30 protein-coding genes are annotated in these 26,007 nt (G+C 64.1%); 27 read left to right on the forward strand and 3 right to left on the reverse strand.

The window, feature by feature from the left end:
- The first annotated feature begins 25 nt into the window (after positions 1–25).
- The 6 genes from HKW67_RS19830 to HKW67_RS19855 all read left to right on the forward strand — a co-directional run bounded on the left by HKW67_RS19830 (position 26) and on the right by HKW67_RS19855 (position 7,802).
- A complete protein-coding gene (locus tag HKW67_RS19830; protein WP_206044512.1) occupies positions 26–1,327 on the forward strand; it encodes a serine hydrolase domain-containing protein in 1,302 nt (433 codons plus the stop codon).
- Positions 1,327–1,749, forward strand: coding sequence for a VOC family protein (locus HKW67_RS19835; RefSeq protein ID WP_171227040.1), 423 nt, complete (start codon positions 1,327–1,329; stop codon positions 1,747–1,749). Before HKW67_RS19830 ends, HKW67_RS19835 begins: the two co-directional genes overlap by 1 nt.
- Positions 1,750–2,318: 569 nt before the next feature.
- The gene (locus tag HKW67_RS19840; protein WP_171227041.1) at positions 2,319–2,948 is read left to right on the forward strand and encodes a biliverdin-producing heme oxygenase; all 630 of its coding nucleotides are present in this window, start codon (positions 2,319–2,321) and stop codon (positions 2,946–2,948) included.
- Positions 2,945–5,320: an ATP-binding protein gene (locus HKW67_RS19845; protein WP_171227042.1), complete on the forward strand. Its 2,376-nt coding sequence runs from the start codon at positions 2,945–2,947 to the stop codon at positions 5,318–5,320. Before HKW67_RS19840 ends, HKW67_RS19845 begins: the two co-directional genes overlap by 4 nt.
- Complete coding sequence (locus HKW67_RS19850) at positions 5,317–5,760, forward strand: response regulator (RefSeq protein WP_171227043.1); 444 nt, start codon at positions 5,317–5,319, stop codon at positions 5,758–5,760. Before HKW67_RS19845 ends, HKW67_RS19850 begins: the two co-directional genes overlap by 4 nt.
- Positions 5,757–7,802 carry a response regulator gene (locus HKW67_RS19855; protein WP_171227044.1) on the forward strand — a complete coding sequence of 682 codons (2,046 nt, stop codon included), beginning with the start codon at positions 5,757–5,759 and terminating at the stop codon, positions 7,800–7,802. Before HKW67_RS19850 ends, HKW67_RS19855 begins: the two co-directional genes overlap by 4 nt.
- 60 nt (positions 7,803–7,862) lie before the next feature.
- Here HKW67_RS19855 and HKW67_RS19860 read toward each other — a convergent pair whose 3' ends face one another.
- Complete coding sequence (locus tag HKW67_RS19860; RefSeq protein WP_171227045.1) at positions 7,863–8,216, reverse strand: winged helix-turn-helix transcriptional regulator; 354 nt, start codon at positions 8,214–8,216, stop codon at positions 7,863–7,865.
- A 186-nt stretch (positions 8,217–8,402) separates the two neighbouring features.
- On the reverse strand, positions 8,403–9,125 hold the full coding sequence (locus tag HKW67_RS19865; protein ID WP_171227046.1) for a class I SAM-dependent methyltransferase: 723 nt from the start codon (positions 9,123–9,125) through the stop codon (positions 8,403–8,405).
- A gap of 273 nt (positions 9,126–9,398) precedes the next feature.
- Here HKW67_RS19865 and HKW67_RS19870 point away from each other — a divergent pair, with 273 nt between their 5' ends.
- The 9 genes from HKW67_RS19870 (at position 9,399) to HKW67_RS19910 (ending at position 16,941) form a co-directional block, all read left to right on the forward strand.
- A complete protein-coding gene (locus HKW67_RS19870; protein WP_171227047.1) occupies positions 9,399–9,908 on the forward strand; it encodes a YdeI/OmpD-associated family protein in 510 nt (169 codons plus the stop codon).
- Entirely contained in the window at positions 9,905–10,096 is a 192-nt protein-coding gene (locus HKW67_RS19875; RefSeq protein WP_171227048.1) for a hypothetical protein, read from the forward strand. Before HKW67_RS19870 ends, HKW67_RS19875 begins: the two co-directional genes overlap by 4 nt.
- Before the next feature lie 198 nt (positions 10,097–10,294).
- Positions 10,295–11,056, forward strand: a complete 762-nt coding sequence (locus HKW67_RS19880; protein WP_171227049.1) for an SDR family oxidoreductase — start codon at positions 10,295–10,297, stop codon at positions 11,054–11,056.
- Between the two features lie 14 nt (positions 11,057–11,070).
- Positions 11,071–11,526, forward strand: coding sequence for an Ohr family peroxiredoxin (locus HKW67_RS19885; protein ID WP_171227050.1), 456 nt, complete (start codon positions 11,071–11,073; stop codon positions 11,524–11,526).
- Between the two features lie 207 nt (positions 11,527–11,733).
- Complete coding sequence (locus HKW67_RS19890; protein WP_171227051.1) at positions 11,734–13,149, forward strand: putative bifunctional diguanylate cyclase/phosphodiesterase; 1,416 nt, start codon at positions 11,734–11,736, stop codon at positions 13,147–13,149.
- Positions 13,109–13,567, forward strand: coding sequence for a BLUF domain-containing protein (locus HKW67_RS19895; protein WP_171227052.1), 459 nt, complete (start codon positions 13,109–13,111; stop codon positions 13,565–13,567). The genes HKW67_RS19890 and HKW67_RS19895 overlap by 41 nt, the downstream gene beginning before the upstream one ends.
- Before the next feature lie 193 nt (positions 13,568–13,760).
- Positions 13,761–14,576, forward strand: a complete 816-nt coding sequence (locus HKW67_RS19900) for a hypothetical protein (protein WP_171227053.1) — start codon at positions 13,761–13,763, stop codon at positions 14,574–14,576.
- A gap of 68 nt (positions 14,577–14,644) precedes the next feature.
- Positions 14,645–16,396, forward strand: a complete 1,752-nt coding sequence (locus HKW67_RS19905) for a serine hydrolase domain-containing protein (protein WP_171227054.1) — start codon at positions 14,645–14,647, stop codon at positions 16,394–16,396.
- 47 nt (positions 16,397–16,443) lie between these two features.
- Positions 16,444–16,941 carry a DinB family protein gene (locus HKW67_RS19910; protein WP_171227055.1) on the forward strand — a complete coding sequence of 166 codons (498 nt, stop codon included), beginning with the start codon at positions 16,444–16,446 and terminating at the stop codon, positions 16,939–16,941.
- A 53-nt stretch (positions 16,942–16,994) separates the two neighbouring features.
- Here HKW67_RS19910 and HKW67_RS19915 read toward each other — a convergent pair whose 3' ends face one another.
- Positions 16,995–17,231, reverse strand: coding sequence for a hypothetical protein (locus HKW67_RS19915; RefSeq protein WP_171227056.1), 237 nt, complete (start codon positions 17,229–17,231; stop codon positions 16,995–16,997).
- A 208-nt stretch (positions 17,232–17,439) separates the two neighbouring features.
- Between HKW67_RS19915 and HKW67_RS19920 the strand changes: the two genes are divergently transcribed.
- The 12 genes from HKW67_RS19920 to HKW67_RS19975 all read left to right on the forward strand — a co-directional run bounded on the left by HKW67_RS19920 (position 17,440) and on the right by HKW67_RS19975 (position 25,977).
- On the forward strand, positions 17,440–19,842 hold the full coding sequence (locus HKW67_RS19920) for a hypothetical protein (protein ID WP_171227057.1): 2,403 nt from the start codon (positions 17,440–17,442) through the stop codon (positions 19,840–19,842).
- Between the two features lie 151 nt (positions 19,843–19,993).
- The gene (locus tag HKW67_RS19925) at positions 19,994–20,203 is read left to right on the forward strand and encodes a DUF4287 domain-containing protein (RefSeq protein ID WP_171227058.1); all 210 of its coding nucleotides are present in this window, start codon (positions 19,994–19,996) and stop codon (positions 20,201–20,203) included.
- Between the two features lie 453 nt (positions 20,204–20,656).
- A complete protein-coding gene (locus HKW67_RS22345) occupies positions 20,657–20,845 on the forward strand; it encodes a hypothetical protein (RefSeq protein WP_206044513.1) in 189 nt (62 codons plus the stop codon).
- 191 nt (positions 20,846–21,036) lie between these two features.
- Positions 21,037–21,186, forward strand: a complete 150-nt coding sequence (locus HKW67_RS19935; RefSeq protein WP_171227060.1) for a DUF8066 domain-containing protein — start codon at positions 21,037–21,039, stop codon at positions 21,184–21,186.
- 6 nt (positions 21,187–21,192) lie between these two features.
- Positions 21,193–21,633, forward strand: a complete 441-nt coding sequence (locus HKW67_RS19940) for a hypothetical protein (protein ID WP_171227061.1) — start codon at positions 21,193–21,195, stop codon at positions 21,631–21,633.
- Positions 21,630–22,445 (forward strand): ankyrin repeat domain-containing protein, encoded by an 816-nt coding sequence (locus tag HKW67_RS19945; protein ID WP_171227062.1) that lies wholly within the window; start codon positions 21,630–21,632, stop codon positions 22,443–22,445. The genes HKW67_RS19940 and HKW67_RS19945 overlap by 4 nt, the downstream gene beginning before the upstream one ends.
- Before the next feature lie 86 nt (positions 22,446–22,531).
- Entirely contained in the window at positions 22,532–22,993 is a 462-nt protein-coding gene (locus HKW67_RS19950; protein ID WP_171227063.1) for a VOC family protein, read from the forward strand.
- Complete coding sequence (locus HKW67_RS19955; RefSeq protein ID WP_171227064.1) at positions 22,983–23,558, forward strand: hypothetical protein; 576 nt, start codon at positions 22,983–22,985, stop codon at positions 23,556–23,558. Before HKW67_RS19950 ends, HKW67_RS19955 begins: the two co-directional genes overlap by 11 nt.
- A gap of 12 nt (positions 23,559–23,570) precedes the next feature.
- Positions 23,571–24,383, forward strand: a complete 813-nt coding sequence (locus tag HKW67_RS19960) for a hypothetical protein (RefSeq protein ID WP_171227065.1) — start codon at positions 23,571–23,573, stop codon at positions 24,381–24,383.
- 43 nt (positions 24,384–24,426) lie between these two features.
- On the forward strand, positions 24,427–24,825 hold the full coding sequence (locus HKW67_RS19965; RefSeq protein ID WP_171227066.1) for a hypothetical protein: 399 nt from the start codon (positions 24,427–24,429) through the stop codon (positions 24,823–24,825).
- 384 nt (positions 24,826–25,209) lie between these two features.
- Positions 25,210–25,491, forward strand: coding sequence for a hypothetical protein (locus HKW67_RS19970; protein ID WP_171227067.1), 282 nt, complete (start codon positions 25,210–25,212; stop codon positions 25,489–25,491).
- Positions 25,492–25,539: 48 nt separating this feature from the next.
- Positions 25,540–25,977, forward strand: a complete 438-nt coding sequence (locus HKW67_RS19975; RefSeq protein ID WP_171227068.1) for a VOC family protein — start codon at positions 25,540–25,542, stop codon at positions 25,975–25,977.
- Positions 25,978–26,007 lie beyond the last annotated feature (30 nt).

The following is a 26,007-nucleotide window of genomic DNA, read 5'->3' on the forward strand; positions in this document are numbered from 1 at the left end:
CGGGTCGAAGCCAGCCGGGCGCGCGATGAAGCGACTCTTGGTGGCGGTAGTAGCAATTCTCGCGTGGACCGCTGTCGCCGGATACGGCGCCATCGAGGGCTGGTGGCTCCGGCCGATCGCGCCCCGCGGAAACGCGCAGGCGTTCATGCAGGCGGTGACGGCGCGGGCCACGGCCGAGAGCAAGGGGAACATCGCGCTCGTCTTGCTGCGTCACGGCGCGGTGTACGCCGAGCAGTACACGCCCTCTGTCGATCCCGTCGATCGCGACACCCGATTTCCGCTCGCGTCGATGAGCAAGTGGTTCACCGCCTACGCCGTGATGCAACTCGTGCAGGCGGGTCGACTGGAGCTGGATGCGCCCCTGTCGAAGTCTCTCACGCAGTGGCAGTTGCCGGCGGGCTCCTTCGATGCGCAACAGGTCACGATCCGTCGACTGCTGTCGCACACGGCCGGCCTCACGGATGGGCTGGGGTTCGGCGACTACCTGCCCACGGAATCCTTGCCCTCGCTGCCGGAAGCGCTGCGTCATCCGCGGGCGACAAGCGACTCCGCCGTCGCCATCGCGCTGGGCCGCAAGCCAGGCAGCGGATTCCAATATTCGGGCGGCGGTTACTTGATACTTCAAGCATTGCTGGAGGACGTCACCGGCATGCCCTTCGCGACATGGATGCAAGACTCGGTCTTTCGCCCGATCGGCATGCATCGCGCAACGTACGCGTACCTCGGCTCGCTGGACAACGTGTCCCGGTCGTTCGACGCGCGTGGGGCACTCGCGCCGACCTATCGCTATGCGGCGGCCGGCGCCACCGGACTGTCGGCGTCGGCGCGTGATCTGATCACGTTTGCGCAGGCGAATGTGCAGGCCGATGTGAAGGCCGATGTGAAGGCTGATGTGAAGGCTGATCAGCGCGCCAGCGCGCCGTTGCGACGCGATACTCTACAACGCATGCGAGAGCCGCACGGCCGCCAGTTTGGCCTCGACATCTGGGGGCTCGGCGTGGCGCTCTACGCGCCGACGGCGAGCGGCGCGTACGTCTACGGCCACGACGGGAGCAACGCGCCGGCGATCAATAGCTCCATGCGGATCAACCCGGACAACGGGGATGCGGTGATCGTGTTGGTCACGGGGAATCCCACGCTGGCCACTGCGATCGCCGGCGAGTGGACACTCTGGCAAACCGGCGTCGTCGACTTCCTGTCGATCGAGCGTGCCGCGCGCTCGGCACTATTGCCGTGGCTGCTTGGTCTCGCTGCCATAGCTGTACTGTGGCGCTGGCGCGTGGTGCGCCGCCGTCGTACGACTCTTCCCGTTTCGGAGACGCTCTGATGCTGCGTTGCACACCATTTCTGCTGTTCGACGGCAACTGCGCCGAAGCAATGAGCTTTTATCACGCGTGTGTTGGCGGCAGTCTCGTGCTGACGACGCTCGGCGACACGCCCATGAAGGCGCAGTTTCCGCCGGACAAGCACGGGCGGATCATCAACGCGCAGCTCAAGAGTGGTCCAATCGAGATCTCGGCCACCGACTGGATGGCCTCCCCGGCTTTCGAGCCAAAGCTCGGCAACATGTCGGCGATATTCGTCATCGGCACCGATAGCGCGGAGTTGAAGGCGGTATTCGACAAACTCGCAGTGGGGGCTGATACAGAGCGGTTGCAGGAACTACGCCCGATGCCGTTCGGTCTGTACGGCCAATTGTACGACAAGTATGGCATGCAGTGGATCTTCAGAGGCGACGGTGCGCAGTAGCGCTCGGTGACCATCACCTCCTCCACCTCTCAGGGTCGCACCGTCTGATGACGATCAATCCCCGCCAGTCCACTCGCGTTCCTTTCTTTGGCGCTGCTACGCATCCGTAGGCACCTCCACTGCCGGCACCATCTTCACCGCCCGCTACGCAACGAGCCGGCGTCTCCTCGCCATCGTTCGCGTTGACGCATGTGTCCGTCGTGGACGTCGAGCGTGGGCAGGTGGTCCACGACTACACCGTGGTGGTGTCCGGCAACCGCATCGAAGCGATGGGTCCCACCGCGCGCCTTCCCCAGGGGGAAAGATCGCCTGCGAGCAGGCTCGGCTTTACCGTTGTGTCTGAGATCGTGTGCACGACGACGTAGCGAGCGCGTTCCACGACGGTACGACAGCGTTTTAGCTTGCGCCGCCCATGCGCACGGCGCATACTCTGAACTCAAGGGTGTGCAACGTCATACCAGTTGGGCTCGTCACATCATTGACAATACGAGCCGTACTCGAGCGCGTCTACGCATTGGGCATGATGCCGCTCGCCAAGCGCGTGTACCCTTTCGGGCAACTGGCTCGCGATGATCTTACAGGTTTTGAAGGATGTGACGCGCGAAAGTCATTTGGCGCTCGAACGCCTGATGCCTCTGCTCGACGCGGACTTGGCGGCGGCTGAGTACCGGCGCATGGTGCAGAAGTTGTTCACGTATCACAAACCGCTCGAAGCGATGCTGTTCTCCTCGCCAGGCTTTGCGGAGATCGGTCTCGACTATGCCGAGCGCGCCAAGACCACGCGGTTGGCCAACGATCTCTGCGCATTGGGAGTCAGCGCGGACGAAGTCGCGCAGATGCACTCGTGCGAGAGTCTGCCTCCTCTCGCCGATCCGTCCCACGTATTCGGTTGTCTCTATGTACTCGAGGGCGCGACCCTCGGCGGGCAGATCGTCACCCGCCACCTGCAGGCCAGCCTCGGGTTGACGCCCGAAACGGGCGCGTCGTATTTCAGCGGCTATGGCGTTCGCACGGGTCCGCAATGGAAAGCGTTCTGCGCACTCTTAACCGGGTATGCGGCCCGCACCGGCGCCGACACCGACATTGTCGACGGCGCCAACGCCACCTACGAGACACTGACCGCGTGGATGCATGTCGTAGACGTTGAACCGACGACCGCCAGCGGCACCGGTTCCGTTGTGCGCTCGGTACTCGCATGACCATCGCCGAGCAGGGTGATGCAAGTCGACTGCCGTGGGCAGACGGTGTGTACAGCATCAAGCGACATGGCACGAGTCTGACCAACTGTGACAGCGAGCCTGTGCAAGCTCCAGGCTGCATTCAATCGCACGGCGCCTTAGTGACCGCTCGCTTGTCCGATCTGACGATTCTGCAGGTGAGCGAGAATTCCGAACAGTACCTCGGTGCGGTGCCGGAGCGTCTCCTCGGCCAGCCACTTGGTAACGTGATCAGCAGCGAGCATGAGATTCGCCTTCGTTCGATGATCGAGAATGACTCGATCGAAGGGAATGCGCTGTTCGCCTTCACACATCCCGCTCGAGCCGACATGGCTCCATTGGACGTGTGTGTGCACACCATGAGCGGCGTGCTTATCCTCGAGTTTGAGTCGAGCAGTCGTGGCGCCGATCCGCTGTTGCATCCGGCCGGAGATTTCTTTACATCGGTTCGGGCGGCCGTGACTCGAATGCAGAGTACGACCGGTCAGCTCGCCTTCTGTGATCGAATCGCGCGGGAAGTCCGTACCATCACCGGATTGGATCGCGTGATGGTTTACCGATTCCACGCAGACAACCACGGTGAGGTGGTCGCCGAGAGCAAGCTGGACGAGCTGGCACCGTGGCTCGGGCTGCACTATCCGGAAGCCGATATCCCCAAGCCGGCGCGCGACATCTATCAGCGCATCTGGATCAGGCCCGTGCCGAATGCGGCGGGTCCGTTGATCGAGCTGGTACCTCTGGCGAACCCTGACACGGGGAAGCCGCTCACGATGACGTATTGCTCGCTGCGCGGCGCATCCGTGATGTACACCGAGTATCTCGCCAACATGGGAGTCGGCGCGTCGCTGACGATGCCGATCCTGATCGAAGGCGAACTGTGGGGGCTGATCGCGTGCCACCATCGACAGCCGACCGCGTTCCCGCACCAGATGCGCGCCGCCTGCGAGCTGCTCGCCCAGGTGGCCTCGCTGCAACTCAAGTCATCTGATCGAATCGAATCGCTGGAATACGGGCTCAAGGTGGAACAGATCCACCAGGAGCTCGTGGCCAAGGCTGCGCGAGAAGGCGACCTCCTCGCGCTCTCAGATCGTCAACCGTCGCTGCTCGACGCGATGGACGCCGATGGCGCCGCACTGTACCACATGGATCGCTGGTGGACCGCCGGTCGCACGCCGAGCGAGGAGCAACTTGACGCGCTGGCGGATTGGGTCAACCTCCGTCCCGAATTCTTATCGTTGACGCGTCCGGTGTTCGCGACCGACATGCTCTCGCGCGAGTATCCGGAAGGCGCGGGAATACGCGACGTCGCAAGCGGTGTGATCGCCGTTCAGGTCTCCCGCCTCCGTCGCGACCTCATCATGTGGTTTCGCCCCGAGACGATACAAACCGTGAAGTGGGCTGGTCATCCGGACGACAAGCCACTGGTGCCGGGACCGAACGGCATGCGATTGACGCCGCGTCGATCGTTCGAGCTGTTTGTCGAGTCCGTGCGCAATCGCTCCCTCCCGTGGACCATGCTGGAGATCGATGCGGCCCTGCGCCTTCGCTTGCTGATCATGGATCTGGCCACGTCGGAAGGGGAACGCATCAGTGAGCTGAACGTGGATCTCACTAGCAGCAACGAGGAGTTGGACGCGTTCGCCTACGTCGCGTCACACGATCTCAAGGAGCCGCTGCGGGGGATTCATCGCTATGCCCATCAGCTGCTGGAGAGCGCGGATACCATCGGCGCCCTCAACCGCGGTCGCATGGAGAGCCTCATGCGTCTCACGCTGCGCATGGACAGCCTGCTTGATTCGCTGCTGCACTATTCACGGGTGGGCCGGACCAATCTCGAATTCGAGGCCGTCGATCTGAATGACGCCGTGGCTGACGCGCTCGAGATGGTCGGCGTACGCAGGCACCCTTCCGACGTCGGTGTGGTCTTCGAACGCCCGCTTCCCACCGTGCTCTGCGACCTGGTACGAGTTCGGGAGATCTTCAGCAACCTGATCAGCAATGCGCTCAAGTACAATCGCGATCCGCATCCTCGCATCGAGGTCGGGTACCTGCGTCCAGACGAACCAGGTCCGCGCCCGAACATGCCTGCGGAAGCGCTTGGCGAAACGATCTACTACGTCCGCGACAATGGGATCGGGATCGAAGCGCGACACCATGAGCAGATCTTTCGCATGTTCAAACGACTGCACGGCCGGGACGAATTCGGAGGCGGCGTGGGTGCGGGCCTCACCGTGGTGAAGAAAGTGGTGAGCCGACATGGCGGCCACGTCTGGCTGGACTCGACGCTCAACCACGGCACCACGTTTTTCTTCACGCTGCCCTCGCTGGCGCAACCCAATCGGAACCGCGAATGAGCCGGACAGATCACGTCCTGGTGGTCGAGGACAATGACGACGACTTCGAGACGGTGACCGAGGCCGTACGTCGCGCGGGCATCACGAACCAACTCCGTCGCGCCGTGTCCGGTACCGAATGCGTGGAGATGCTGGTCGAGTTACTCGAGCGCGGGAGTACGTTGCCGGCGCTGGTCCTCCTGGACTTGAATACGCCAAACGCCGACGGGCGAGATGCCTTGCTGCAGATCCGCGCCAACAGCAACCTCGCGGTGATACCGCTGGTCGTTATCAGCGCGTCGGCGAACCCACGCGACATCACCACCGCCTACAGCAACGGTGCGAACGCGTATCACATCAAGCCGGTCAATCATGCGACGCACCTGGAGATCCTGCAGACCATCTTCACGTATTGGATAAACCAAGCCGTCCTGCCGACACATCGATCGCTGAGCCGATGATCGCACCGACCTTCTCGTGGGCCCCAGTGACCGCCGTTTCGCCGAGCGCTGCGCGCGACCGACGAACCGACGACCGTCGATGCCGAGTGTTGATCGTCGACGATAACCCGGACGATCGCGCCAGTCTTCGACAGATGTTGTTACTCGGGTCGGAACGTCAGTTCATCTTCACCGAAGCCGAACTCGGGAACTCGGCGTTGCAGATGATGCGAAACGCGCCGGGTGAGGACGTTGGTCCGTGTCCGTTCGATTGCGTGCTCCTTGATTTTAACCTGCCCGACATGAACGCGGTGGAGGTATTGACGGCGCTGTGCGGCAGCGACAATCTGCCCCCCTGTCCAGTCGTAGTGATCACTGGATGGGGTGGTGTCAGCCGTGGAGAGGGTGCACGATTGCTTGGCGCCGGTGCGCAAGACTATATCGGCAAGAGCTGGACGACTGCCGACAGCCTGAATCGATCGCTGGATAATTCCATCGAACGGTTCGAGCTGTTGAAGCGACGGAATCTCGCCCAGCAGGAACTGCGCGAATCCGAGGAGCGGTATCGCAACTTGTTCGACTCGCTCAACGAGTGCCTGTTCGTCGTCGAGAAGCTTGACGTTGCGTTGGGCGAACCCGTCGATTTCCGCTATGTCAGCTTCAATCCGGCCTTTCTCGCGCAATCCGAAATTCGCGGCGAGATCGGACTGACCATGCGACAGCTCTTGCCGGATGACTTCGAGGAGTGGTTCTCGACGTGTGACCGCGTGTGTAGCAGCGGCGTGCCGGTGCGGTTCGAGCACGATGTCCCGAACACGGAGCGCGTGCTCGAGTTGTACGCATTCCGTCTGGGCGGGGCAGAGAGTCATCGTGTCGCCGTCATTTTCTGGGATATCACGACGCGAAAACAGTCTGAGTTGAAGGTGTTGGCGCAGGCTGATGCACTGGCCCAGGCCGATCGTCGCAAAGATGAATTTCTGGCGATGCTCGGCCACGAGCTTCGCAATCCATTGGCTCCACTGCGCAGCGCGGTCGAGCTCTTGAAATTGCAATACCACGACGAGTCGCAACATCCGAAGGCGCTACAAATCGTGGAGCGTCAAGTCGGTCAGCTGACTCGTCTGGTCGAAGATCTGCTGGATGTTTCGCGCGTCACGACTGGTATCTTTCAGTTGCGCTTGGACACGTGCACCATCAGGCAGATCGTCGAGAATGCCGTGACCACGACCCACGCGCTCGCGCTGGAACGCGGGCAGTCGCTCACGGTTGCCATACCGACCAAAGAGTTGCATTTGAAGGCCGATGCGGCGCGGTTGGAACAGGTCGTCGTCAACCTGTTGAACAATGCCGTCAAGTACACCGACGCGGGCGGCGGCATCTGGTTGACGGTCGAGGAAGATGGCGATGTGGTGGTGTTGCGAGTGCGCGACACGGGAATCGGTATCGCACCCGAACTCTTGCCTCGCATCTTCGACTTGTTCAGCCAGGCTGAACAATCACTCGATCGGTCGGAAGGCGGCTTGGGCGTCGGCTTGAGCCTCGTGCGACGACTGGTCGAGCTGCATGAGGGCAGTATCGAGGTTTCAAGCACGTTGGGATACGGTAGTGAGTTTGTCGTTCGGCTACCGTTGAGCGCCGCGCCTGTTGAGCGCGCACCGACGCAATCACCTGCCAAGGTCGCACCCGTCAGTGTTAAACGACGTGTTCGAATTCTTCTGGTAGATGACAACGTGGACGCGGCGGAGAGCCTCGGAATGCTGCTTACGGCGACGGGGCATGACGTCCGGTTGGCGCACGACGGTCAGGCGGCACTCGCCGTAGCTCTCGCCCATCCACCTCAGGTCGTCCTGCTGGACATCGGGCTGCCCCTGCTGGACGGATACGAGGTCGCGAGGCGATTGCGGCTACAGGACGGTCTCTCGAACGTCGTGATCGTGGCCACGACGGGATATGGTCACGCGCGCGATCGCGAACTGTCCACGAGCGCAGGGTTCGACCGTCATCTGCTGAAACCGGTGAATCTCGCGGCGGTGCAGAACATCCTTTCGGAGTTGATCGCCTAAGCGAGAACCACGTCGGCGTTCGAAGGCAGGCGAGCCGACCTTCCGCTCCCACGAGACTCGCTACGCCGAGATCCTCTTCGCGCGTTGCGCATCTCGGGCGAGTAGTGTCTCGCCCCAGCGACGCATGCCATCGAACATGTCGTGGAGTGCCTCGCCGAGCGCCGTCAGGCGGTACTCCACGTGATTGCCGCTCGCGTCGAGCAGCCGTCGCTCGATGACGCCGTCCGCTTCCAGCTCGCGCAACTGGCGCACGAGCACGCGTTCAGCGCAGCCCGCCATTCGTTGTCGCAGCACGCTGTACCGTGCCGGGCCATCGAGCAGCCCATAGAGGATCATCGACTTCCAGCGCCCGCCGACCACGTGCACGGCGCGCTCGATGGGACAATTCGTGGTGCTGCGACGGGTGATTCCCATGTGTAGACCTCCGGGCGTAAAAACTATCCACAGCTGAAATGGAGAGCTACTGACGGCAATGTCAGTCCCATCGCCGCGCGGTGCGTTTCGCGTGAACTCCGATCATCATCGACTTCCTCTCCAACGAGCCGGTGCCGACGCTCGCTCCGATCCGGCGCACGAGCGATGAGCACGGAGACGCTCGTATCAAAAGCGGGTGACAGGTTTTCGTGCGATGATCGCCTGCGGGCGAAACGTGTTCCCACTGAAGAATCCGATCACGGTGGATTCGAGCCCCCCGCGCTCCTCGCGGAGGTGCGTGATTCCGGCGGTGTGCAGCTGGGCGATGTATTCGGTCTGGTGACTAATGTCAGCGAGGATGAGCCAGCCATCGGGTCGGAGCACGCGCAGCATCTCACGCAGCGCCTGTGCACGATCCGTTGCCGTGGCCAAGTTGTGCACAACCCAGTGTGAGAGCACGACATCGAAGCTGTTCACCTCATAGGGGAGTGCGCGCACATCTCCCGTATCGATCCGTACGCGGTCGACAACTCCCGCCCGACGGGTGTTCTCTCGCGCGGCGTCGGGGGTGTTGTCGGCCTGGTCCGCCGCGCTCCACAGATCGATACCGATCACCTCGCCGTTAGGCACCTGCAGCGCCGCGCCGACCGCCATGAGGCCCCGGCCGCACCCGACATCCAACACGCGCTCGCTGCCAGTCCACGGAATGACGCGCAGGAGACGATCGCGCGTGCGCACTTTGCCGATGCGGCTACCATAGGTCATGTACGCGGCCATGCCGATCCCATAGCACGCGGCGATTGCGCTGACGGCACGGGCCGTCACGACGATCCATGCCGATCCGTGAAACGGGACGTACGCAAAGATTAGACTGAGAACGAGGGCGCCGCCGCCGACGCGGAAAAACATGCGGCGGACACCCGGAGCATCGATGCCAAAATCCAACATGGGGACGGGTCTTGAAACAGTGGCCATGGAGAACCGTCGGCTGCGGTCGGGGTGGATGATGTCGTATATCGAGTCTTGTTGATACCAGTGCTCGGTGGTTCCCAACGACTTGCGCACGGCGTGCGGTTCCCGCGCCTACGCGCACGCCATCACGCGGACCGAATGGACGACGGAACCGCCGCTCGTCATTGCCCTCGGGCGCGCGCAGCATCACTCCTCCTGCAACAGGCAACCATGAGTACCTCTCCCTTCGCAGGACAGCAACTGTCCTTCCATGCAACGCTTGAGAACTGGGCCGAAGGCATGAACTATTGCGCCGTCCCCGTCCCCGCGAAGATCACCGAGGCATTGGGAACAAGAGGCCCGGTCTTGGTCATGGCACAGGTGAACGAGTCGAAGCCGTTTCAGGTGAGTCTCTTCCCCGTCGGCAATGGCCAGCACTACATCCGCATCAAGGCGAAGGTTCGTCAGGAGACGAAGACCACGACCGGCGATCGCATTCTGGTGCGACTGACCGTCCTGAATCGCGCACACGTAGAAATCCCCGACGATCTGATGCTCGCGCTCGCCACAGACGGCATCACGGCCGCTTTCACGTTGCTTCCGCCTGGCAAACAGCAATACATCATTCGCCGCATCAACGAAGCGGTCAAACCGCAGTCGCGGAAGAAGAGGATTCAGGAGGCCGTGGAAGCCGCGCATGAGCGAAGAGGGCGGCTGATCGATGAAGACGTCGAGGGGTGAGCGCCGACGTCCCCGTCCTTCACGCGGACGGTCCTGCGGCTCAGGCGCTGGCAAAAGCGATGCCGGAAGACAAGTATGGATGCCGTCCGACGGCGGCAAAGGCGTCGATGTCGATGGACTTCTTCGTACAGAAGATGACAGAGCAGACCGCGTGGATGAACGGTGTGACGCCGCCGTGGAGTAAGTAGTGGCTCATGGCGCCTGACACGCTCCCGGCGCTTGTCGAAGCGTGCGAAGAGCTACTGACGGCAATGTCAGTCCCATCGCCGCGCGAGCGCTGACATTAGCGGCAATTGATCGATCGATCGCAGGGCTCGAAGTTGCCTCCGCGCACCACCGCGTTGCGCCACGCGCGGGCCGGATGTCCGAGCTCAACATCCCTGTTCATGATCGACTTCACTCAAAACCGACTTCGCGAGAAGGTGGTCCTCATCGTCGGAGGGAGTTCGGGAATCGGACTCGCTGCGGCGAGACAGGCGGCGGCGCAAGGCGCGTCGCTCGCACTCTTGGCGCGTAACGCGGAGCGGCTCGCCACCGCCGCCACGGCGGTACGCACGGCGGGTACGGCGTCCGTGAGCACACACGCGGTCGATGCCACCGATGTCACCGCGCTCGAGGCGGCGTTTGCCGAGGTGCAACGCATTCACGGGGCCATCGACCATGTGCTGCTCACCGCCGGTGGCGCCACGTTGGCACCGTTGCTCGACCATCGCAGCATCGACGAGCAGGTCGCACCACTCGAGCAGCGCATCCGCACGGCGATCATCACGGTGCGCGCGCTCGCCCCCGGTATGCGAGACGGTGGATCGTTTGTGTTCGTCGGCGGCATCTCCACCGATCGTCCGGTCAAAGGGGCATGGGCGACCGGCGTCGCCACAGCTGCCGCGGAGCAGCTTGCCCGTACGCTCGCGCTCGAACTGGCGCCGATACGCGCCAATGCCATCTCGCCCGGCTGGATCGACACCCCGATGTGGGATGGCGTACTGGGCGACGAAAAGTCGGACGTGTTCGCCCAGATCGTCGCGCGCACGCCCATCGGTCGATTTGCGTCCGCTGAGGAGACGGCGGATGCGGCGCTTTTCCTGATGCAGAATGGCGGTATCACCGGCGAAGTCCTGCACATCGATGGCGGACAGCGCCTCACCTGAATCGGAGCACTCGCATGTCACATATCAACGTATCCGAACTCGACACGACGGCCCTGTTCTCCATTGCCGCCACGGCCACCGGTGGCCGCGATGGTCGCATCGCCACCGCCGACGGCCGACTCGAAAGCCGTCTCGCCTTTCCCCCGGAACTTGGGGGCGACGGCAACGGCCTCAGTCCCGAGCACCTCTTCGCGGCGGGGCACGCCGCATGCTTTGCCTCCTCGGTCAAAGTGGCGGCGCAACATGCTGGCGTCAGAGTCTCAACCGTTCGGGTCACGGCAACGGTCACGGTGCAGCGTGAATCGTCGGGCGCCTTTCGCCTGCGCAGCGCACTGGAGGTCGACGCCCCAGAGCTGCCCCCCGCTCAGGCCGCGGCCATCATTGAAGCGACACACGGCATCTGCATGTACTCGCGAGCGCTCGCCGGGCACGCGGACGTCACCGCCACCTGGCTTGCGCCAGCGGTGTAAGGTTGGAGTGTACGCGGCGGAGATGGCAGGCGGTTGCCCTATTCTCCCCTTCAGGTCTGCCACCGACCGGCCGATACGAGAATGGAGGTTGCGCCGATCAGGCGCGTCCGGACTTGCCGACGATGTGGTTGGCTGCGCGACGCGCCGTGAGGCTACGCCGTGCCTCATGTCTGACGCGGCTAGGTGGCGTGACGTGCCGGTCGGACCATGGCCACAGACGAAGATCGCCTCACGGGCTTGTGTACGCGTCCCACGCTACGCGAGCGACTGGCCGAGGCGCTGGCCCAGGCGACCCCCGACGGTCCGCAGCCGGCGTTGTTGGCGCTCGACCTCGATCGCTTTCAGGAGGTCAACGATAGCACGGGCCTGGCCACTGGCGACGGCGTACTCAGTCGTGTGGCGCGCCGCATCGTGAGCGCCGCACCACCGGGGGCAACGGTCGCCCGCATCAGTGGTGATGAATTCGCCGTGCTGTTGCCGGATTCGAGTACCGGCGAAGCGGTCGCGGCGCGTCTGCTCGAACTGATTGGCCGACCATATGCCGTGAACGGTCACGCCGTCACGATCAGCGTCAGCATCGGTCTCGCGCTGTCACCGCACGATGGCGGTGATGCCGACGCGCTGCTGCGTTCCGCGAGTATTGCGCTGCACCACGCTGAGGCGGCAGGCAAGAACCACTCGGTTCGCTTCGAACCATGGATGCAGGCCAGCGCCAGCGCGCGCCAGTCGCTCGAAACCGACCTGCGAGCCGCCCTGGCGCTCAACAAAGTGGAGCTGCGCAAAGCGATGGTAGTGGACCAGTTCAAGATCTACTACCAGCCGCAGGTGTCGTTGCCGGATATGCAGCTCACGGGGTTCGAGGCGCTGGTGCGCTGGCAACATCCGGTGCGCGGTATGATCAATCCCGACGACTTCATCCCGCTGGCCGAAGAGATCGGTCTGATTGGTTTGCTGGGCGACTGGGTGATGCACACGGCCTGTCGGACGGCCGCCGCCTGGCCCCTGTTGTCGAATGGGCGGGCGCTGCAGGTAGCGGTGAACGTGTCGCCGATTCAGTTGCGCGAACGACGCGCGCTGGTGGCGAGCATTGCCGACGCGCTGGCCCAATCAGGGTTGGACGCCGCGCGTCTGGAAGTCGAGATCACCGAAAGCGCGTTGATCGGCGATGCATGCGAGACACTGCGATCTATCAAGCACCTCGGTGTCACGCTGGCGCTCGACGATTTTGGCACGGGCTTCTCCTCGCTGAGTCAACTGGCACACTACCCGTTTGATCGACTGAAGATCGATCGCTCGTTCGTCCGGAATTTGCCCGATGGCGCTGACCTGACGAGTGCCGACGCCACGCACGCGCGATGGATGATCCAGGCGATTGCCTCGTTGGGGAGTGGCCTCGACATGTGCACGATCGCCGAGGGCGTGGAGACCATCGCGCAGGCCGAGATGGTGCGCGCCGCCGGCGTCACCGATATCCAGGGATTTCTCATTTCGCGTCCAGTCCCCGAGGGCGATGTCCTCGCGCTCGTGCGACGACTCGATGCAGCCAGCACCGATGCCATTCACATTTTCACCGAGATCAACCATGTCGAACGCCCTCTACAGCCTGGCGTACTTCAGCCGTAACAGCATCGTCGGCACCGCCGACGAAGTGCAGGCCAACATCGCCGCGATTTTGCGCACCGCGCGACGCTCCAACGCGCAGTCCGGCGTCACCGGTGCGTTGCTGTTCAGCGACGGATGTTTCGCACAAGTGCTCGAAGGTGAGCGCACGCAGGTGGAGACGATCTTCGAAACGATTCAGTGCGACCCACGTCATCACGATGTCACCATCCTGCACCTGCACGAAATCGAAGCGCGCAGCTTCGGTGCCTGGTCGATGGCGTTCGCAGGTATCGACGGCGTTTCGGTCGACCCGCAGTTGCAGCACGACGGCATGCACGATCTCGCGGGTATTATGGCCCAGGACGCGGGCCAGAACCTGCTGGCTTCGCTCCACAGCGTGGTGCATCGCGACGATCTGGCGCGCCGCGCCGACGGCTAGGCCGCCGCGCCCGCCACGTCGCGCTGGAACCGCGCCTGCGACGTGGGACACCTCGACGAACGCAGGTCGAAGCGGCACATTCCTGCAGACTCGTAGGATCGCGCGCACATCGTGGCCGTTGGAAGCGATGGGCCGCCGCCTCACTCGTTTACGGGAGGACGACATGCGGGGCCATCGAACGTGCGTCGGCGCCATGATCGTTGCCAGCCTGGGCACGCTTACCGCCTGCCGTGACGTCCCGGGCACGAACGCGACCGCGACCGCGAACGCGGGAGCCGACGTGCCGGTGACGGTGCGCGCGGGCGCCATCGTGGCACCCGACTCGGTGCGGCCGGGATGGGCGCGCGTGCGGGTCAACGAGACTGACGGCGAGCACATCGTCGTGGTGTTCCGGCTGCCGGCATCCACGACGGCGGCCGACGTACCCACGTTCGTCGCCGCGTTGGATACCGCGCCCGCAACGCCGCGGCCCGGTGTCGCCCTCGGCGGGCCGGAAGTCGGTTCGCGAGGCGACGTGATCGTGCATCTCACGCCGGGCGTGTACGTGCTCGCGTGTGTGCGACGGGGCGACGATGGCCATCGGCACGCGTACGGCGGGGAATCCCGGATCATGCACGTTCGCGCCGGCCAGGCAGCCGATTCCATGATGGCGGCGCCACCGCCCAGCACGCAGACTGTGCGTTTGATCGACTTCGCCTTCGTCGGGCCTGATCACTGGGCGCCCGGCGTGCAGCTGCTCCGGATCGAGAACACGGGCCCGCAGGATCATCAAATCCGGCTTGCGCGAGTCCGCGACGGGGCGTCCGTGCAGGCATGGATGGCGGCTGACGATCCCGACACGGTGGCCACCACGATCGCGGGAATGGCACGTGTGGGCGCGGGCGAGGTCGCGTACTTGCCGATCGATCTCATACCGGGCACGTACATCGCGTATTGCTTGGTCGCCGACGCGGCCACGAAGCGTCCCCACGTCGAACTCGGAATGCTGCGCACGATTCACGTGCCGTAGAGACGCGAGCGGCCGCCATGCGAAGACGAATGCGGCGGTCAATTACCACGAGACGCGAGATGGCTACCATGGGATCTATGCGCGACCGGCTCATCACCGTGTTTGTCGGACTGGCGATCGTGGCGACGACCGACGCGTGCACCTCGCCGTCGCAATCGCATGACTCCGCCGCGCCGTCCGCGCAGGTGGACTCCCTCTTTCTGCACGAGATCCGTCCGGGCGCGCCCGGCTGCGCCGTTGGCGTATACCGAAGCGGCGAGATCGTGCTCGCGCGCGGGTACGGGGTCGCCAGCGTCGAGGACGGCCGCCCAATCACCTCGCGCACCACGTTCAACCTCGGCTCCGCCTCGAAGCCGTTCACGGCGCTTGCCGCGCTCATGCTCGAGCAGCGCGGCGCGCTCTCCATGGCTGACGATGTGCGCCGTTGGGTGCCGGAACTCCCGGACTACGGGACGCCAATCCGCGTGCGAGATCTCCTGCAGCACACGAGCGGTCTCCGCGACTTCGGGACTCTTGAACTGCTTTCCGGACGAGTCGTCTCGACCCAAGCGGAATTTCTCGGGCTCGTCGCCTCGCAGCGCGCCCTCAACTTCGCACCGGGCACGCGCCACGAGTACAGTCACACAGACTTTGGCGTCCTCGGCGTCATCGTGCAGCGCATTGTCGGCGTCCCTTTCGGCGAACACCTACAGAACGTCATGTTCGGCCCGCTGGGCATGTCGGGGAGTTTCGTCGACGACCTCGGCCGCAGCGCGTTACGTGATCGGGCATTGGGGCATCAGGTTCTGCCGCGAGGGCCGAGCGTCGCGTTCCCCAACTCACATACCTTTGGTGGCGACAACGTTTACGCCTCGGTTGAAGACCTCGCGCGGTGGGACCGGAACTTCGACCAACCGATCGTCGGTGGCGCGGAAATCATGGCGCGCATGCTGAGCCGTCCGACGCTTCCGAATGGCGACACCATCCCGTACGCCTATGGCGTTCGCCTCGACACCTACCGTGGACTTCGCACCGTTTCACGCCGTGGCCATCCGCCGGGCACGCAGACGGTGTTCATGCGATTTCCGGAACAGCGCTTCACGGTGGCCACCCTGTGCAACGCTGACGACCTCAGCGCACCGAAATTGGCCGAGCGCGTGGCGGATATCTATCTCGCGGACGTGATGAGTCTGCAGAAGCCTCGCGTGACGCCGCCAAAGGCCGTCGCGATGTCGCCGCCGGAGCTCACCCGATACGCAGGAACGTACCGATCGATCGACGATCCCTGGAACGTGCTGTCCACTGAAGTGCGGCAAGGCGTGCTGGGAGAGATCATCCCCGACGATGCGGCAGACGAAGTGTTCTACCCGATGACGCCGGCGGGCGACGGCCGTTTTTTCGAGATCGGAGGCACTGGCAACGTGGGCCTCTACACGTTCCGGCCATCGGCGTCTGGCGGTCCGCTTCGACTGGAAATCTCCTGGAACGAAGGGCCCATCGAACTGTCTGAGCGCGTCACGGATGCGGCGGTCTGGCGACCATCAGCCGCTGCCCTCGCCGAGTACGCCGGCACCTGGTTCAGTCCAGACCTCGACGCGGGCTGGCAGCTGGAGACCCGCGGCGCGAGACTCGTGCTCCGCCGCCGCGATCGGGTCGAGCTGACGCTACAGCCAGTGGAGCGCGACCGATTTCTGCGCGGCTTCGGCTCGGATGGCGACGTTTCCGTGCGGCTGCAATTTCGTCGCGACCGCACGGGCAGAGTGAGCGAACTGACCGTGTCCACCCTGCCGGGCGAGAACGCGGTTCGCAACGTGCAATTCACTCGGCTGGTTGCGCACTAGGCGACACGGCGCGAGCGTCGTGCTAGTCAAGCGGAGACCCAGGAGCCATGTCAAACACGTCGTACGATGCGCTGCTGCACGCGCTGTTGGACTCGTGGGATCGCAACAACACGATTCTCGTGAATCTGCTGCATGCGATTCCGGCGGGCGCGCTCGACCTGCAGCCGATGCCGACGAGTCCGTCGATTGGCGGCCTGTTCATGCACATGCACTACTGCCGCTTGATCTTCGTGCACGAGGACGCGCCAGACGTGGCAACGCCGATGCCCGACGGCGAGTGGCGCACGGAGCGGGATCGCGTGCAGATCGCGCAGTGGTTGTCCGAGAGTGCGCGTACGGTTCGTGCCGCGGTGATCTGTCGTCTGCAAGCGGGCCGCCAAATGGAACAGCATTACGATCACCCGATCCTGCTTCTCCAGCATATGATCTGGCACGAAGGCTATCACCACGGGCAAATCAAGTTGGCGCTGAAACTGGCGGGTCAGCCCTTCGACGACGAGGATATCGGGCCTAAAACGTGGGATGTCTGGATGCGCAAGACGTGAATCGACACCGATGCCGCCAGAACGTTCGTCGCGTTCCCGCAGCGGAAACGCGCTTACTTCTCTTCCTCGTCGTCGGGCTTCGTGACAGGCGTCGGGTTGGCCGAGCCTGCTCGTGACGGTGTGAACGATGGCGGATCAGACGCGGGAAACGAGTCCACCGCTGCCAATTCGGCTTCATCCTCCGCGTCCAGTTCGGGCGGTTCCTCTTTCCGTTCCGTGACGCTCAGGTCGTCATCTTCGGGAGCGGGATCGCGCTGGTCGGGATCGGGATGATGCGGGGGGACGGTCATGGAGTTGTCCGGTATGATGAAATAGTTGGCGCTTAATCACCGCACGTGGATGCGCGAATCATGCCAGCACTGGAACACGCGTGGACGTGGCCGCCGCGTCTCCCACATGAGGTCGGAGTTCGCCGGCAACCAATCGCCCCGAGACCGGGTCGAATGATGCGTCTCCTACGTGGCGTTTGCGCGCGCGCCGTCATTCCGACCAATTCCAATGCTGGCTACAGTTGCCGTGCTGTTGCAGATCAGTGTCATGACGGGCCCGAAGCCGTGTGACCCGAAGACGCTCCCGGCTGGCGCCCCTCCCGATACCGTCTGCACCGGCATCGTGTCGCTGAACGTCGGCGGCGTGGGCAGTGGCGGCAAACGCACCGGCGCGGCACGCCACCGCACGGTGACCGACGCACACCGTACGAGCGCCTTCCGCGACCCGTCAGCGAAATCCATGCTGCTCGGCGCCCGCGCGGCGCGACTTCGGCAGGACTCGGCGCTCGTCGGCTACGATGTGCAATCGCTGCAGCGCTTCTCGCTCGGCGTTTCGTTCTCGGAGAGAGTGCGCACGCGCAATGTCGTCACCTACGAGAATGCCTCGCGTGTGCGATGGCAGCGTGAACGCGGCATCGTGGTGGACGTGCAAGGCGCCCGCATGTCGAGCGGCATGCTGCCACGAAGTTCGATCGACGACAACGAGGCATCGATCTCGGCTTCGGTGCCGTACTATCCCGGACGCGACGAACTCTGGGTTGGCACCGGCGTCGTGTCGGGTGAAGTGGACGACCGCGAGATGGTGCATCCGATGGCCGAGGGCGCCGAGGCGTACTACGTGTACGAGAGCGGCGAGAGCGCCACGATTCAGGCGGGTGCGGCGGTAATCCGCATTCGTGAGCTTCGTGTCCGTCCACGTGAGGTGGCGTGGAATGTCGTCGTGGGATCGCTCTGGTTCGACGAGGACCGCGGCACACTGGTACGAGCCGCATTCCGCTTCGCCGCTCCGTTCGATTTCTGGCTCAATCTCAGTAGCATCGACTCGTTGGCGGCAACAGAATTGTCGAAGAGCGTGCCGCGTGTGGTACGGCCCGTGCTGCCTTCGGTTCGCGGACAGATGGAAGCGGTGACGCTCGAGTACGCGTTGTACGGTGGCCGCTTCTGGTTGCCACGCGCCCGGTACGCCGAAGGACTCGTACAGGTCAGCATGGCGCGATTGCCCTACCGTCTGGAAGAAAGCTTTCGATACAATGCGGTGAATGGCACGGACTCGCTGGCGGGTATGCCTCCCATTGTGGTGCCAACGCCGCTCCCGCTTACGGTCGCCAATCAGCGGGCGCGCGACTCGATACAGGCGGTGCAACGGGCGAGGCGTGACTCGGTCAGCAAAGGATTGATCCCGGTCGGGCGCGCGGCCGATCCCGCCTGCGAGACGAGCGCGTTCTACACCGATATTCGCTTCGCCGCTGATGGTCTCACACCCGTACTCACCCGCGTGCCGTGCGATCGCCGCCTGCTCGCCACATCACCCGCGTTGCCGCCGGATCAGGCACCGGACACCGCGGATCTCTTCGGTGCCACCGCGCGCGCGGAGCTGATCGCGCAGGTGATGTCGATGCAGGTACAGCCACTCTTTGCGCCGCAGCGCCCCACGCTGCACGCGGGCTCAGGACTGCTGCGGTACAATCGCATCGAGGGGCTGAGTGTCGGCGTCGAGCTACGACAGCAGCTCGGCGCCGGGTACTCGAGCACGTTGTCGGGCCGGCTGGGCGTCGCCGACTTGGTGCCGAATACTTCGCTGGCGCTGCAGCGCACCGATTTGCAACACACGTGGACCATTGCTGGCTATCGCGAGCTGACCGCGGTGGGCGAAGACGCGCCGTTGTCGGCCGGCAGTTCGCTTGGCGCGTTGTTGTTCGGTCGAGACGAGGGCTACTACTATCGCCGAGCGGGGCTGGCTGTGGGGTACGCGACCGCGTCGATTGCGGCCAGCAGTCGCGTGCAGTGGCGACTCTTCGCTGAACGCCAGCAGTCGGCGGGCACGAATGCGACCTGGTCGCTTGGGCGGCCGATGATCGACAGCAACATCACGGCATACGGTGCGCGCTACGCCGGAGTCGGTGTCGACGCGCAGCGGAGATTCGGCGGCGCGGGCGGCGGCTTGGAGCTCGCGAGTGGGGTGCAGGTGGAAGGTGCGGTGACCGATGCGGACGCGCGCACGGGATACGGACGCGCCACCGTGCATCTTGCGCTCGCGCGCTCACTCGGGGCGTTCGCGGGTGCGATACAGCTGTCTGGCGGTGGTTCGATCGGTGCGCTGCCATCGCAGCGCCGGTTCTACTTGGGTGGCACGCGCACGCTGTCGGGATTGTCATTCGGCACGGCTGGTGGCGACGCTTTCTGGCTCGCGCGCGCGGAGGTGAGTCGGGGCGTGCCGCTGATCCGTCCGGTGCTGTTTGCGGACCTCGGCTGGGCCGGCGCGCGCAACGATTGGCGTCGAGGGTATCGGCCACTCAGTGACGTGGGCATCGGATTGCGGGCGCTCGATGGACTCGTGCGCGTTGATGTGGCGCGGGCGTTGTATCCGGTATCGCGCACGCGGCTGTCGTTGGCGATCGAGCGCCGGTTCTGAGGGGGCGCGTCGCGCGTCGCTCGTGGCGGTACCGTGCGCTGGGACGAAGGAACTAGCGAAGCAGGGGTCGGTCGAGTAAAACGAGGTTAGGCTCCGCCCCATCCGTTCGCCTCGCCTGCTAGGTCGTGCTTCCCCCGTCTCGCCGTATCCAATGCCCGATACCCCAAAGGTCAAAGGTCCCGCGTCATACTTTCCGTCGATTGAAAAGACGTACGGCGAACCGATCGCGCACTGGATGACAGTGCTCGAGCGAGCGGGGCCACTGAAGCATATGGAGCTGGTCGCCATCTTGAAGTCGCAACACGCGATGGGACACGGGCACGCGAATGCGCTCGTAGCGTCCTTTCTCGCGAAGCCGTAGCCATGAACAATCTCGTGCTCGCCTTGGTCGTCGTCGTTGCCGCCGATCTGCTTTTGCTGAGCCGACGCCGACTCTCGGGTGCGCTCGATGTTGCCTAACTGCCGTTCGCGACGGGAAACGCACCTCTCGAGTACGATGATGAGTACAAAGGTTTGGCGGCGTCTCGCTTGTGTGCTCGCCACGGCGTGGTCTTGCACCGCGCCGCCACCGCGAGACGCAAAGCCGTCGCCATTGATCGAAGGTGAGACGGAACTGCGTGCGCGCTATGTGCAGCAGTTCCCCTGTCCATCGCCTGTTCCGGTGGGATTAGGGTCACGTCCTGTGGCGCGCCGTGACGACTGGGAGTGCAGCGCCGTCGCCGCAACCGCTGCGGCGTTTGCGCGCGCGGCCGTTAGCTCGAGTTACTTGGCGGAGTGGCGTCGGGTCCCCGTGCGCTGCGTTCATGTGATTCCGATGCGCTTCATCGAGTTGAACCGCCATGGGGCGCCAGCCTCGTTGCAGGGATACTGGTCGGTGGAGTTCATTAACACCCAAGGGCAGGGCGCGCGCGGCGTGATTCAGGTGCCGTCAGGCGCGCTCGAGGTGTCCCAGCTCGACAATGAGTTCAATGTTCCGATCGAGGAGCTGTGTCCGGCGACGTAACGCAAAGCGATATGCGCACCAGCCGACTGGTTACCCGACCGAACCCCTGACCCCTGAGCGACAGGCGCGTCGTGTTCATCGCGGGAGTGGCGAAGGAGCGCGCACACCGCGACTTTAGGCGAAGGCGCGCCGCATGCTGCTTCGGCAGCCGGGCATGCCAGTCCGAACTGAATCAATCCGCCGGAGATCGCATGGAGAACATTGGTGTGGGTGGTATGCTGTTGCTGTATTGGGGCGTAGTGCTCGGCGTGATCGTCGCGGTGCTGAACGCCGTGTGGCGCGTGGTGCGGGCGCACGAGCGCATCGCGAGCGCCTTGGAGTCGATCGCCGCGAAGCGATGAGCCTTGGTGAAGCGATTTCTTGCGCTTGCGCTCTTTCCCGCGGCCGCTGCGCTGCTCGTTACTGCCATCGCGGTGTGGAGCAGGAGCGCGCATAGCATCGAGGCGGGGGAGCGATATGCGGTTGAGGCCGACGCGCTCGTGCTGTTGACGCCGTCCGTGCTGTTGTACTTGCTGGCGCTGCCCGTCATCTGGCGCCGTATCGGCCGCGTGCCTGTTCGTGCGGTCGCAATATTCGCGTCGGTCACGTTCGGCCTTACTATCGTCGGACTCGTCTTGCTGATGGGGCCGATCTACAAGGCCCTGAGTCCGGACTATCCGATGCTGGCGGATCGCGCGTTTTTCTTCGTGTTTCCGTTTGCGCCAGTATTGGCAGCGATCGTCCTGAGTGCGCGTGTTGTGCGACCTCGTCCGGGCCCAAGCACGGTGCTATCGGCGCCCGAACGATGAGCATGCTGCTCAGCCTGGTGCTGGCATACTTCACCACGGCAACGCTGAACGGCGGCATCGATTTTCGAGCCGACGGAACGGCGGTCGCGCCGACGAGGTTCGAGCAGTTTTTGCACGGGTGGTGGCTGACGTTCTTCTTCACCTCGATGTTCTTTGCGGCCGATCACATCCTCGTCCACACGTGGACGCGATGGCGGCTCGGTCGAGACGTCATCGAGATCGGACAGCAAGCGCATAACCCGTTCGCGATCCTGCCGTATGCTGCGCTCGGCGGCATGGGCCTCTGGATCATTGTGACGGTGTTGCGTCTCCCGTGGGCCTATCGCGCTGCGAAGGGCCGCTCGCGGTATCAGTGGGAGTTCCTCGTCGCGGCGATCGCCGCGATGGGGATGTACATGGTGCCGCGCTCGTTCTTGCACCATGCGACGCTCGCCACCGTGGGGCCGGGCGCGCACGCCGGAGCGCTGCTCTCGTATGCCGCAGCGACCGGCGACGAGCGAACGGTCAAACACTTGATCGAGCACCGCGACGCGCTCGACGCGTCGAACGATGAGGGGCAAGGGGCGCTGCAGGGCGCGATCAACTGGAATCGTGAGGAGATCGTGCAGCTCCTGTTGGACCACGGAGCACAACTGCCCTGCGCGAGCTGGCATATACGTCGGTGGAACACGGAGGTCGCGTCGCGCCGACGCGGCCGTCAAATCATCGTGGCGAGCACGGACAGCCTGTTCAGAATACAGGCGCTCCGGTCCGACAGCCTGACAGCCGCGTGGGCTGCCGCGTTCGGCCGAGTCCCCTCGCCTTGCGAATAGCGGCTTAGAGGCAAATGACGAGCTTGCCGAGGGACGGGAGGGGATGAAGGTTTGTGCAGGCGACATCACCATACGCGGAGACACCGATGTCCAAGGTCACACCGTTTCTGATGTTCAACGACCAACTCGAAGCCGCGATGGCGTTCTACACCGCGACCTTCCCGCACTCCGAGATCAGGAACGCCGCTCGGATTGGTGGTGATGGACCGGTGATGTCCGCCGAGTTCGTCGTCGGCGGCCAGTCTTTCATGGGATACAACGGGGGCTCGTACTTCAGCTTCTCCGAAGGGGTCTCCCTCTATGTCGACTGCGACGATCAAGCGGAAGTCGACGAGTACTGGGACAAGCTCGTCAACGCCGGCGCGACGCCAACTGCCTGTGGCTGGATCAAGGATCCGTTCGGCCTCACGTGGCAGATTGTGCCTCGGCGATTCATGGAGCTGATTCGTGACAAGGACCCGAAGAAGGTGAAAGCCGTGATGGATGCCATGATGACCATGGTGAAGCTCGACGTCGCCGCTCTCGAGAAGGCGTACGATGACGCATAGCAGTCGTCCACGTTCGATGGACTCCGACCCGACCGTGCTCTCCGAGCAGACGGCGGCGCAGGTGCTCGCCCGCGCGAGTGAGTTGGACCAATTCCGCCGCGCAGGCTCCACCGTGGCGGAACTGCGCGTCGCGGCCGCCGAGGCGGGTATCGCGGTCCCGGACTTCGACGCCGCTCTCGCCGAAGTGCAGCGCCAGCCCTCGGCGTCAGCTGCGCGTCCTCGCAACCGCACGCGGCGCGCCATCATTCAAGCCGTGGCCGTGATGCTCGCCGTGGCGGCTATGGCCGTCGTGGTGCGCGGGACACGGAAAGTGCAGGAGGCGGTTTCAACGAGCTCGCTCCGCGACGAAGCCATCATTTTGCAGTGTCTTGCACCCGCCGAGGCGGCGGAGCTGATTCGTCCGCTGCTCACGTTGTCCGGGAATCAGGTCGTCGTGAGCCCAACATCGGCGCCGCGCGTGCTGACCATGCGTGTCACCGCCGATCAACTCGCGCAGGTGAAGGCGCGGCTCGCGCCGTACGAAGCGGCGGGTTCGCCGAGTTGTGCCACGCGTCCCGCTCGCTGAGACGTATCGCAGATGAAGACTTCCTACACGACAGAGATCGGCTTTCTCGGGCTGGTGATCGCACTCAGTCTGGTCGGCTTCTCCAGCCTCTTTACCGGCGAGCAGACGGGCCCCAACGGGTATCAGGCCGCGCATATCGTCACGAGTCTGGCGTGGTTGCTGCTGTTGATGGTTCAACTCGTCGTGATCCGCCAGCGCCGCTTCGAGCGTCATCGCGCCATCGGGCTGTCCATCTTTGGTGCCGGGCCCGTGGTGGTGGCCACGCTGACGATGCTGACGGTGCACTCGGCCGCCCACGACGCGATCATCGGACGTGCGGACCAGTTGGTCGTGCAGAACGTGATGGTCACCGTGGAAGTGGCCTTGCTGGTGTTCCTCGCTTTTCTCCTGCGCCGAAACCGCACCGTACACGGCGCGATGTTGCTCAGCACAGCGCTGCTCTTCATGGGGATCGCGCTGTTCTTCACCCTCATCAGCTATGTGCCGGGGTATCGTAGCGAGGGGCCGGGCATGATGCCGCGCTTTGGTGCCGCCGCGCAAACAAGCGCGATCGTCGGCAGCGTCGTCGGTCTGCTGTTCTTTCTCAAGCAACGACGCGGCGGATGGCCGTGGCTGCTGACCAGCGCATTCTTCTTCCTGAACGGGTTCCTGCAAATGTCCGTCGATCGCGCCGATCGTACGATGGCGCTGACGCAATCGGTCGCGTCGATCGGTCGGGCGCCCGCCTTCGCGCTGGGCTTCACCATCTTCGCCGCTCTGCTGTGGCTGGCATGGCGAGCCAATCCGACGTCGCGGACGACGCGCGAAATCGAGGCGGCGCTCTAACAACACAACATGCGGCGCTTATTTCCACCTTGTCGTCAATGCCATGCCAACTGTTACGCGCCAGCCGAACATTGCACCACGGAGTCAGGAGCTCCCGGCGCGTATTCGCTGGGTGAGTGGGTACTTCGCGATCGGCGGCGCGGTTGGTGTTGCCGGCGCGCTGATCGGTGCAAGTGCGCTGTTCTTCGATCTCGGCGTCGTGTCGACCACGCTCCATGCGAAACCATGGATGCCGCTGGTCGCGCTGGCGAATGGCGCGGGGTGGATCTACGCGAGTCGACAGCTCGCCGACGGCGAGCGCCGCGGGGCGATCGTGGCGATCGTGGCCATGCTTCCCGCAGTCGTGCAGGTGGTGACTGGAAACGGTGGGCTCGACTCGACCGCGATCCTGCATGCCGTGGCGGTGGTTGGTTTGCTCAGTGTCTGGCGACGGCTGCGGTGATGCGGGGCACAGGATGACGACGCACGCAGCGGTGCTTCTGGCCGTTGCGACCGCCGTGAGCGCAGCATCTGTTGGCGGCGCATTGCGACCAACCGACGTTGAACGGCAGGTAGGCGTCTGCTCGGATTCCGGACAGTACTGCGTGGCGTTGCGCTCTATCGGAGGCCTGAATGCCACGACACCGAATGATGTCTCCGTAATCGCGGATACGGTTGCGTGTCGTCGTGCGGTGAACGCGTTCCATGCGTACTACGACACAACCGATAACGCTCAGACGGCACGCACCATCGACTCCGGACTGCTCGTACGCGCTGGACGGAACAGATACGTGCTGATGGTCGCGCTGTTCGACTACTGGTCCAGAGGGCGACCCCGCGCGTCCGCATGACCTGGCACAATGCTGGCGAGGCCGAATCGCTACGTGTCGCGGCTCGTCCCGACGAGAACGGCACGGCGATCTCGGTGGCGATCGATCGCCGAGGCACACTCGTGGCGACCGCCGCGTTCGCAGGCATGGGGACGATGCTCGGCATCCTTGCGGGTGTCGGGCTCGACGCCGACGTTGGTGCGCTCGCCCTTGGTGCCAGCCTGACCGGAGTCGCCCGGTTCGCCGCCGTTGCGCGCGGTTCCTGGCGAAGTCCACGCGGCGGGTGCGCGAACGCTTGAGCGTGAGCATGAACACGATTGACTGAAGCTTTCCCCCGGAGCCCTGACATGACTATCAAGCGTATGGACAACGTTGGCATCGTCGTCGAGTCCCTCGATGCCGTGATTCCATTTTTCATTGCGCTCGGGTTGAGGCTCGAAGGGCGCGCGAACATCGACGGCGAGTGGGCAGGGCGGGTTACCGGACTGGGCACGCAGCGCGTGGAGATCGCAATGCTGATCACACCAGACGGCCACAGTCGGCTCGAGCTCTCGCAGTTCTTCGCGCCTGCGGTCGTGGCGGATCACCGCGAGGCACCGGTGAACGCGCTTGGCTATCTGCGCGTCATGTTCACGGTGATCGACCTCGACGATACGCTCGTCCGGCTCCGCGAGCACGGCGCGCAGCTCGTCGGCGACGTGGTGCAGTATCAAAATTCCTATCGGCTCTGCTACATCCGCGGCCCCGAGGGTCTCCTGATCGGACTCGCCGAGGAGCTCATGTGAACGAGCAGCAGCGGTCGGCGACGCGGGAGC

This window comes from Gemmatimonas groenlandica (assembly GCF_013004105.1).
Lineage (GTDB): Bacteria > Gemmatimonadota > Gemmatimonadetes > Gemmatimonadales > Gemmatimonadaceae > Gemmatimonas > Gemmatimonas groenlandica.

Bases quoted from the DNA above. Each gene is read 5' to 3' on its own strand.
- HKW67_RS19830 (WP_206044512.1), top strand. From the start codon at position 26: ATGAAGCGACTCTTGGTGGCGGTAGTAGCAATTCTCGCGTGGACCGCT.
- HKW67_RS19835 (WP_171227040.1), top strand. From the start codon at position 1,327: ATGCTGCGTTGCACACCATTTCTGCTGTTCGACGGCAACTGCGCCGAA.
- HKW67_RS19840 (WP_171227041.1), top strand. From the start codon at position 2,319: ATGATCTTACAGGTTTTGAAGGATGTGACGCGCGAAAGTCATTTGGCG.
- HKW67_RS19845 (WP_171227042.1), top strand. From the start codon at position 2,945: ATGACCATCGCCGAGCAGGGTGATGCAAGTCGACTGCCGTGGGCAGAC.
- HKW67_RS19850 (WP_171227043.1), top strand. From the start codon at position 5,317: ATGAGCCGGACAGATCACGTCCTGGTGGTCGAGGACAATGACGACGAC.
- HKW67_RS19855 (WP_171227044.1), top strand. From the start codon at position 5,757: ATGATCGCACCGACCTTCTCGTGGGCCCCAGTGACCGCCGTTTCGCCG.
- HKW67_RS19860 (WP_171227045.1), bottom strand. From the start codon at position 8,216: ATGGGAATCACCCGTCGCAGCACCACGAATTGTCCCATCGAGCGCGCC.
- HKW67_RS19865 (WP_171227046.1), bottom strand. From the start codon at position 9,125: ATGTTTTTCCGCGTCGGCGGCGGCGCCCTCGTTCTCAGTCTAATCTTT.
- HKW67_RS19870 (WP_171227047.1), top strand. From the start codon at position 9,399: ATGAGTACCTCTCCCTTCGCAGGACAGCAACTGTCCTTCCATGCAACG.
- HKW67_RS19880 (WP_171227049.1), top strand. From the start codon at position 10,295: ATGATCGACTTCACTCAAAACCGACTTCGCGAGAAGGTGGTCCTCATC.
- HKW67_RS19885 (WP_171227050.1), top strand. From the start codon at position 11,071: ATGTCACATATCAACGTATCCGAACTCGACACGACGGCCCTGTTCTCC.
- HKW67_RS19890 (WP_171227051.1), top strand. From the start codon at position 11,734: ATGGCCACAGACGAAGATCGCCTCACGGGCTTGTGTACGCGTCCCACG.
- HKW67_RS19895 (WP_171227052.1), top strand. From the start codon at position 13,109: ATGTCGAACGCCCTCTACAGCCTGGCGTACTTCAGCCGTAACAGCATC.
- HKW67_RS19900 (WP_171227053.1), top strand. From the start codon at position 13,761: ATGATCGTTGCCAGCCTGGGCACGCTTACCGCCTGCCGTGACGTCCCG.
- HKW67_RS19905 (WP_171227054.1), top strand. From the start codon at position 14,645: ATGGGATCTATGCGCGACCGGCTCATCACCGTGTTTGTCGGACTGGCG.
- HKW67_RS19910 (WP_171227055.1), top strand. From the start codon at position 16,444: ATGTCAAACACGTCGTACGATGCGCTGCTGCACGCGCTGTTGGACTCG.
- HKW67_RS19915 (WP_171227056.1), bottom strand. From the start codon at position 17,231: ATGACCGTCCCCCCGCATCATCCCGATCCCGACCAGCGCGATCCCGCT.
- HKW67_RS19920 (WP_171227057.1), top strand. From the start codon at position 17,440: ATGCTGGCTACAGTTGCCGTGCTGTTGCAGATCAGTGTCATGACGGGC.
- HKW67_RS19925 (WP_171227058.1), top strand. From the start codon at position 19,994: ATGCCCGATACCCCAAAGGTCAAAGGTCCCGCGTCATACTTTCCGTCG.
- HKW67_RS22345 (WP_206044513.1), top strand. From the start codon at position 20,657: ATGCGCTTCATCGAGTTGAACCGCCATGGGGCGCCAGCCTCGTTGCAG.
- HKW67_RS19935 (WP_171227060.1), top strand. From the start codon at position 21,037: ATGGAGAACATTGGTGTGGGTGGTATGCTGTTGCTGTATTGGGGCGTA.
- HKW67_RS19945 (WP_171227062.1), top strand. From the start codon at position 21,630: ATGAGCATGCTGCTCAGCCTGGTGCTGGCATACTTCACCACGGCAACG.
- HKW67_RS19950 (WP_171227063.1), top strand. From the start codon at position 22,532: ATGTCCAAGGTCACACCGTTTCTGATGTTCAACGACCAACTCGAAGCC.
- HKW67_RS19955 (WP_171227064.1), top strand. From the start codon at position 22,983: ATGACGCATAGCAGTCGTCCACGTTCGATGGACTCCGACCCGACCGTG.
- HKW67_RS19960 (WP_171227065.1), top strand. From the start codon at position 23,571: ATGAAGACTTCCTACACGACAGAGATCGGCTTTCTCGGGCTGGTGATC.
- HKW67_RS19965 (WP_171227066.1), top strand. From the start codon at position 24,427: ATGCCAACTGTTACGCGCCAGCCGAACATTGCACCACGGAGTCAGGAG.
- HKW67_RS19970 (WP_171227067.1), top strand. From the start codon at position 25,210: ATGACCTGGCACAATGCTGGCGAGGCCGAATCGCTACGTGTCGCGGCT.
- HKW67_RS19975 (WP_171227068.1), top strand. From the start codon at position 25,540: ATGACTATCAAGCGTATGGACAACGTTGGCATCGTCGTCGAGTCCCTC.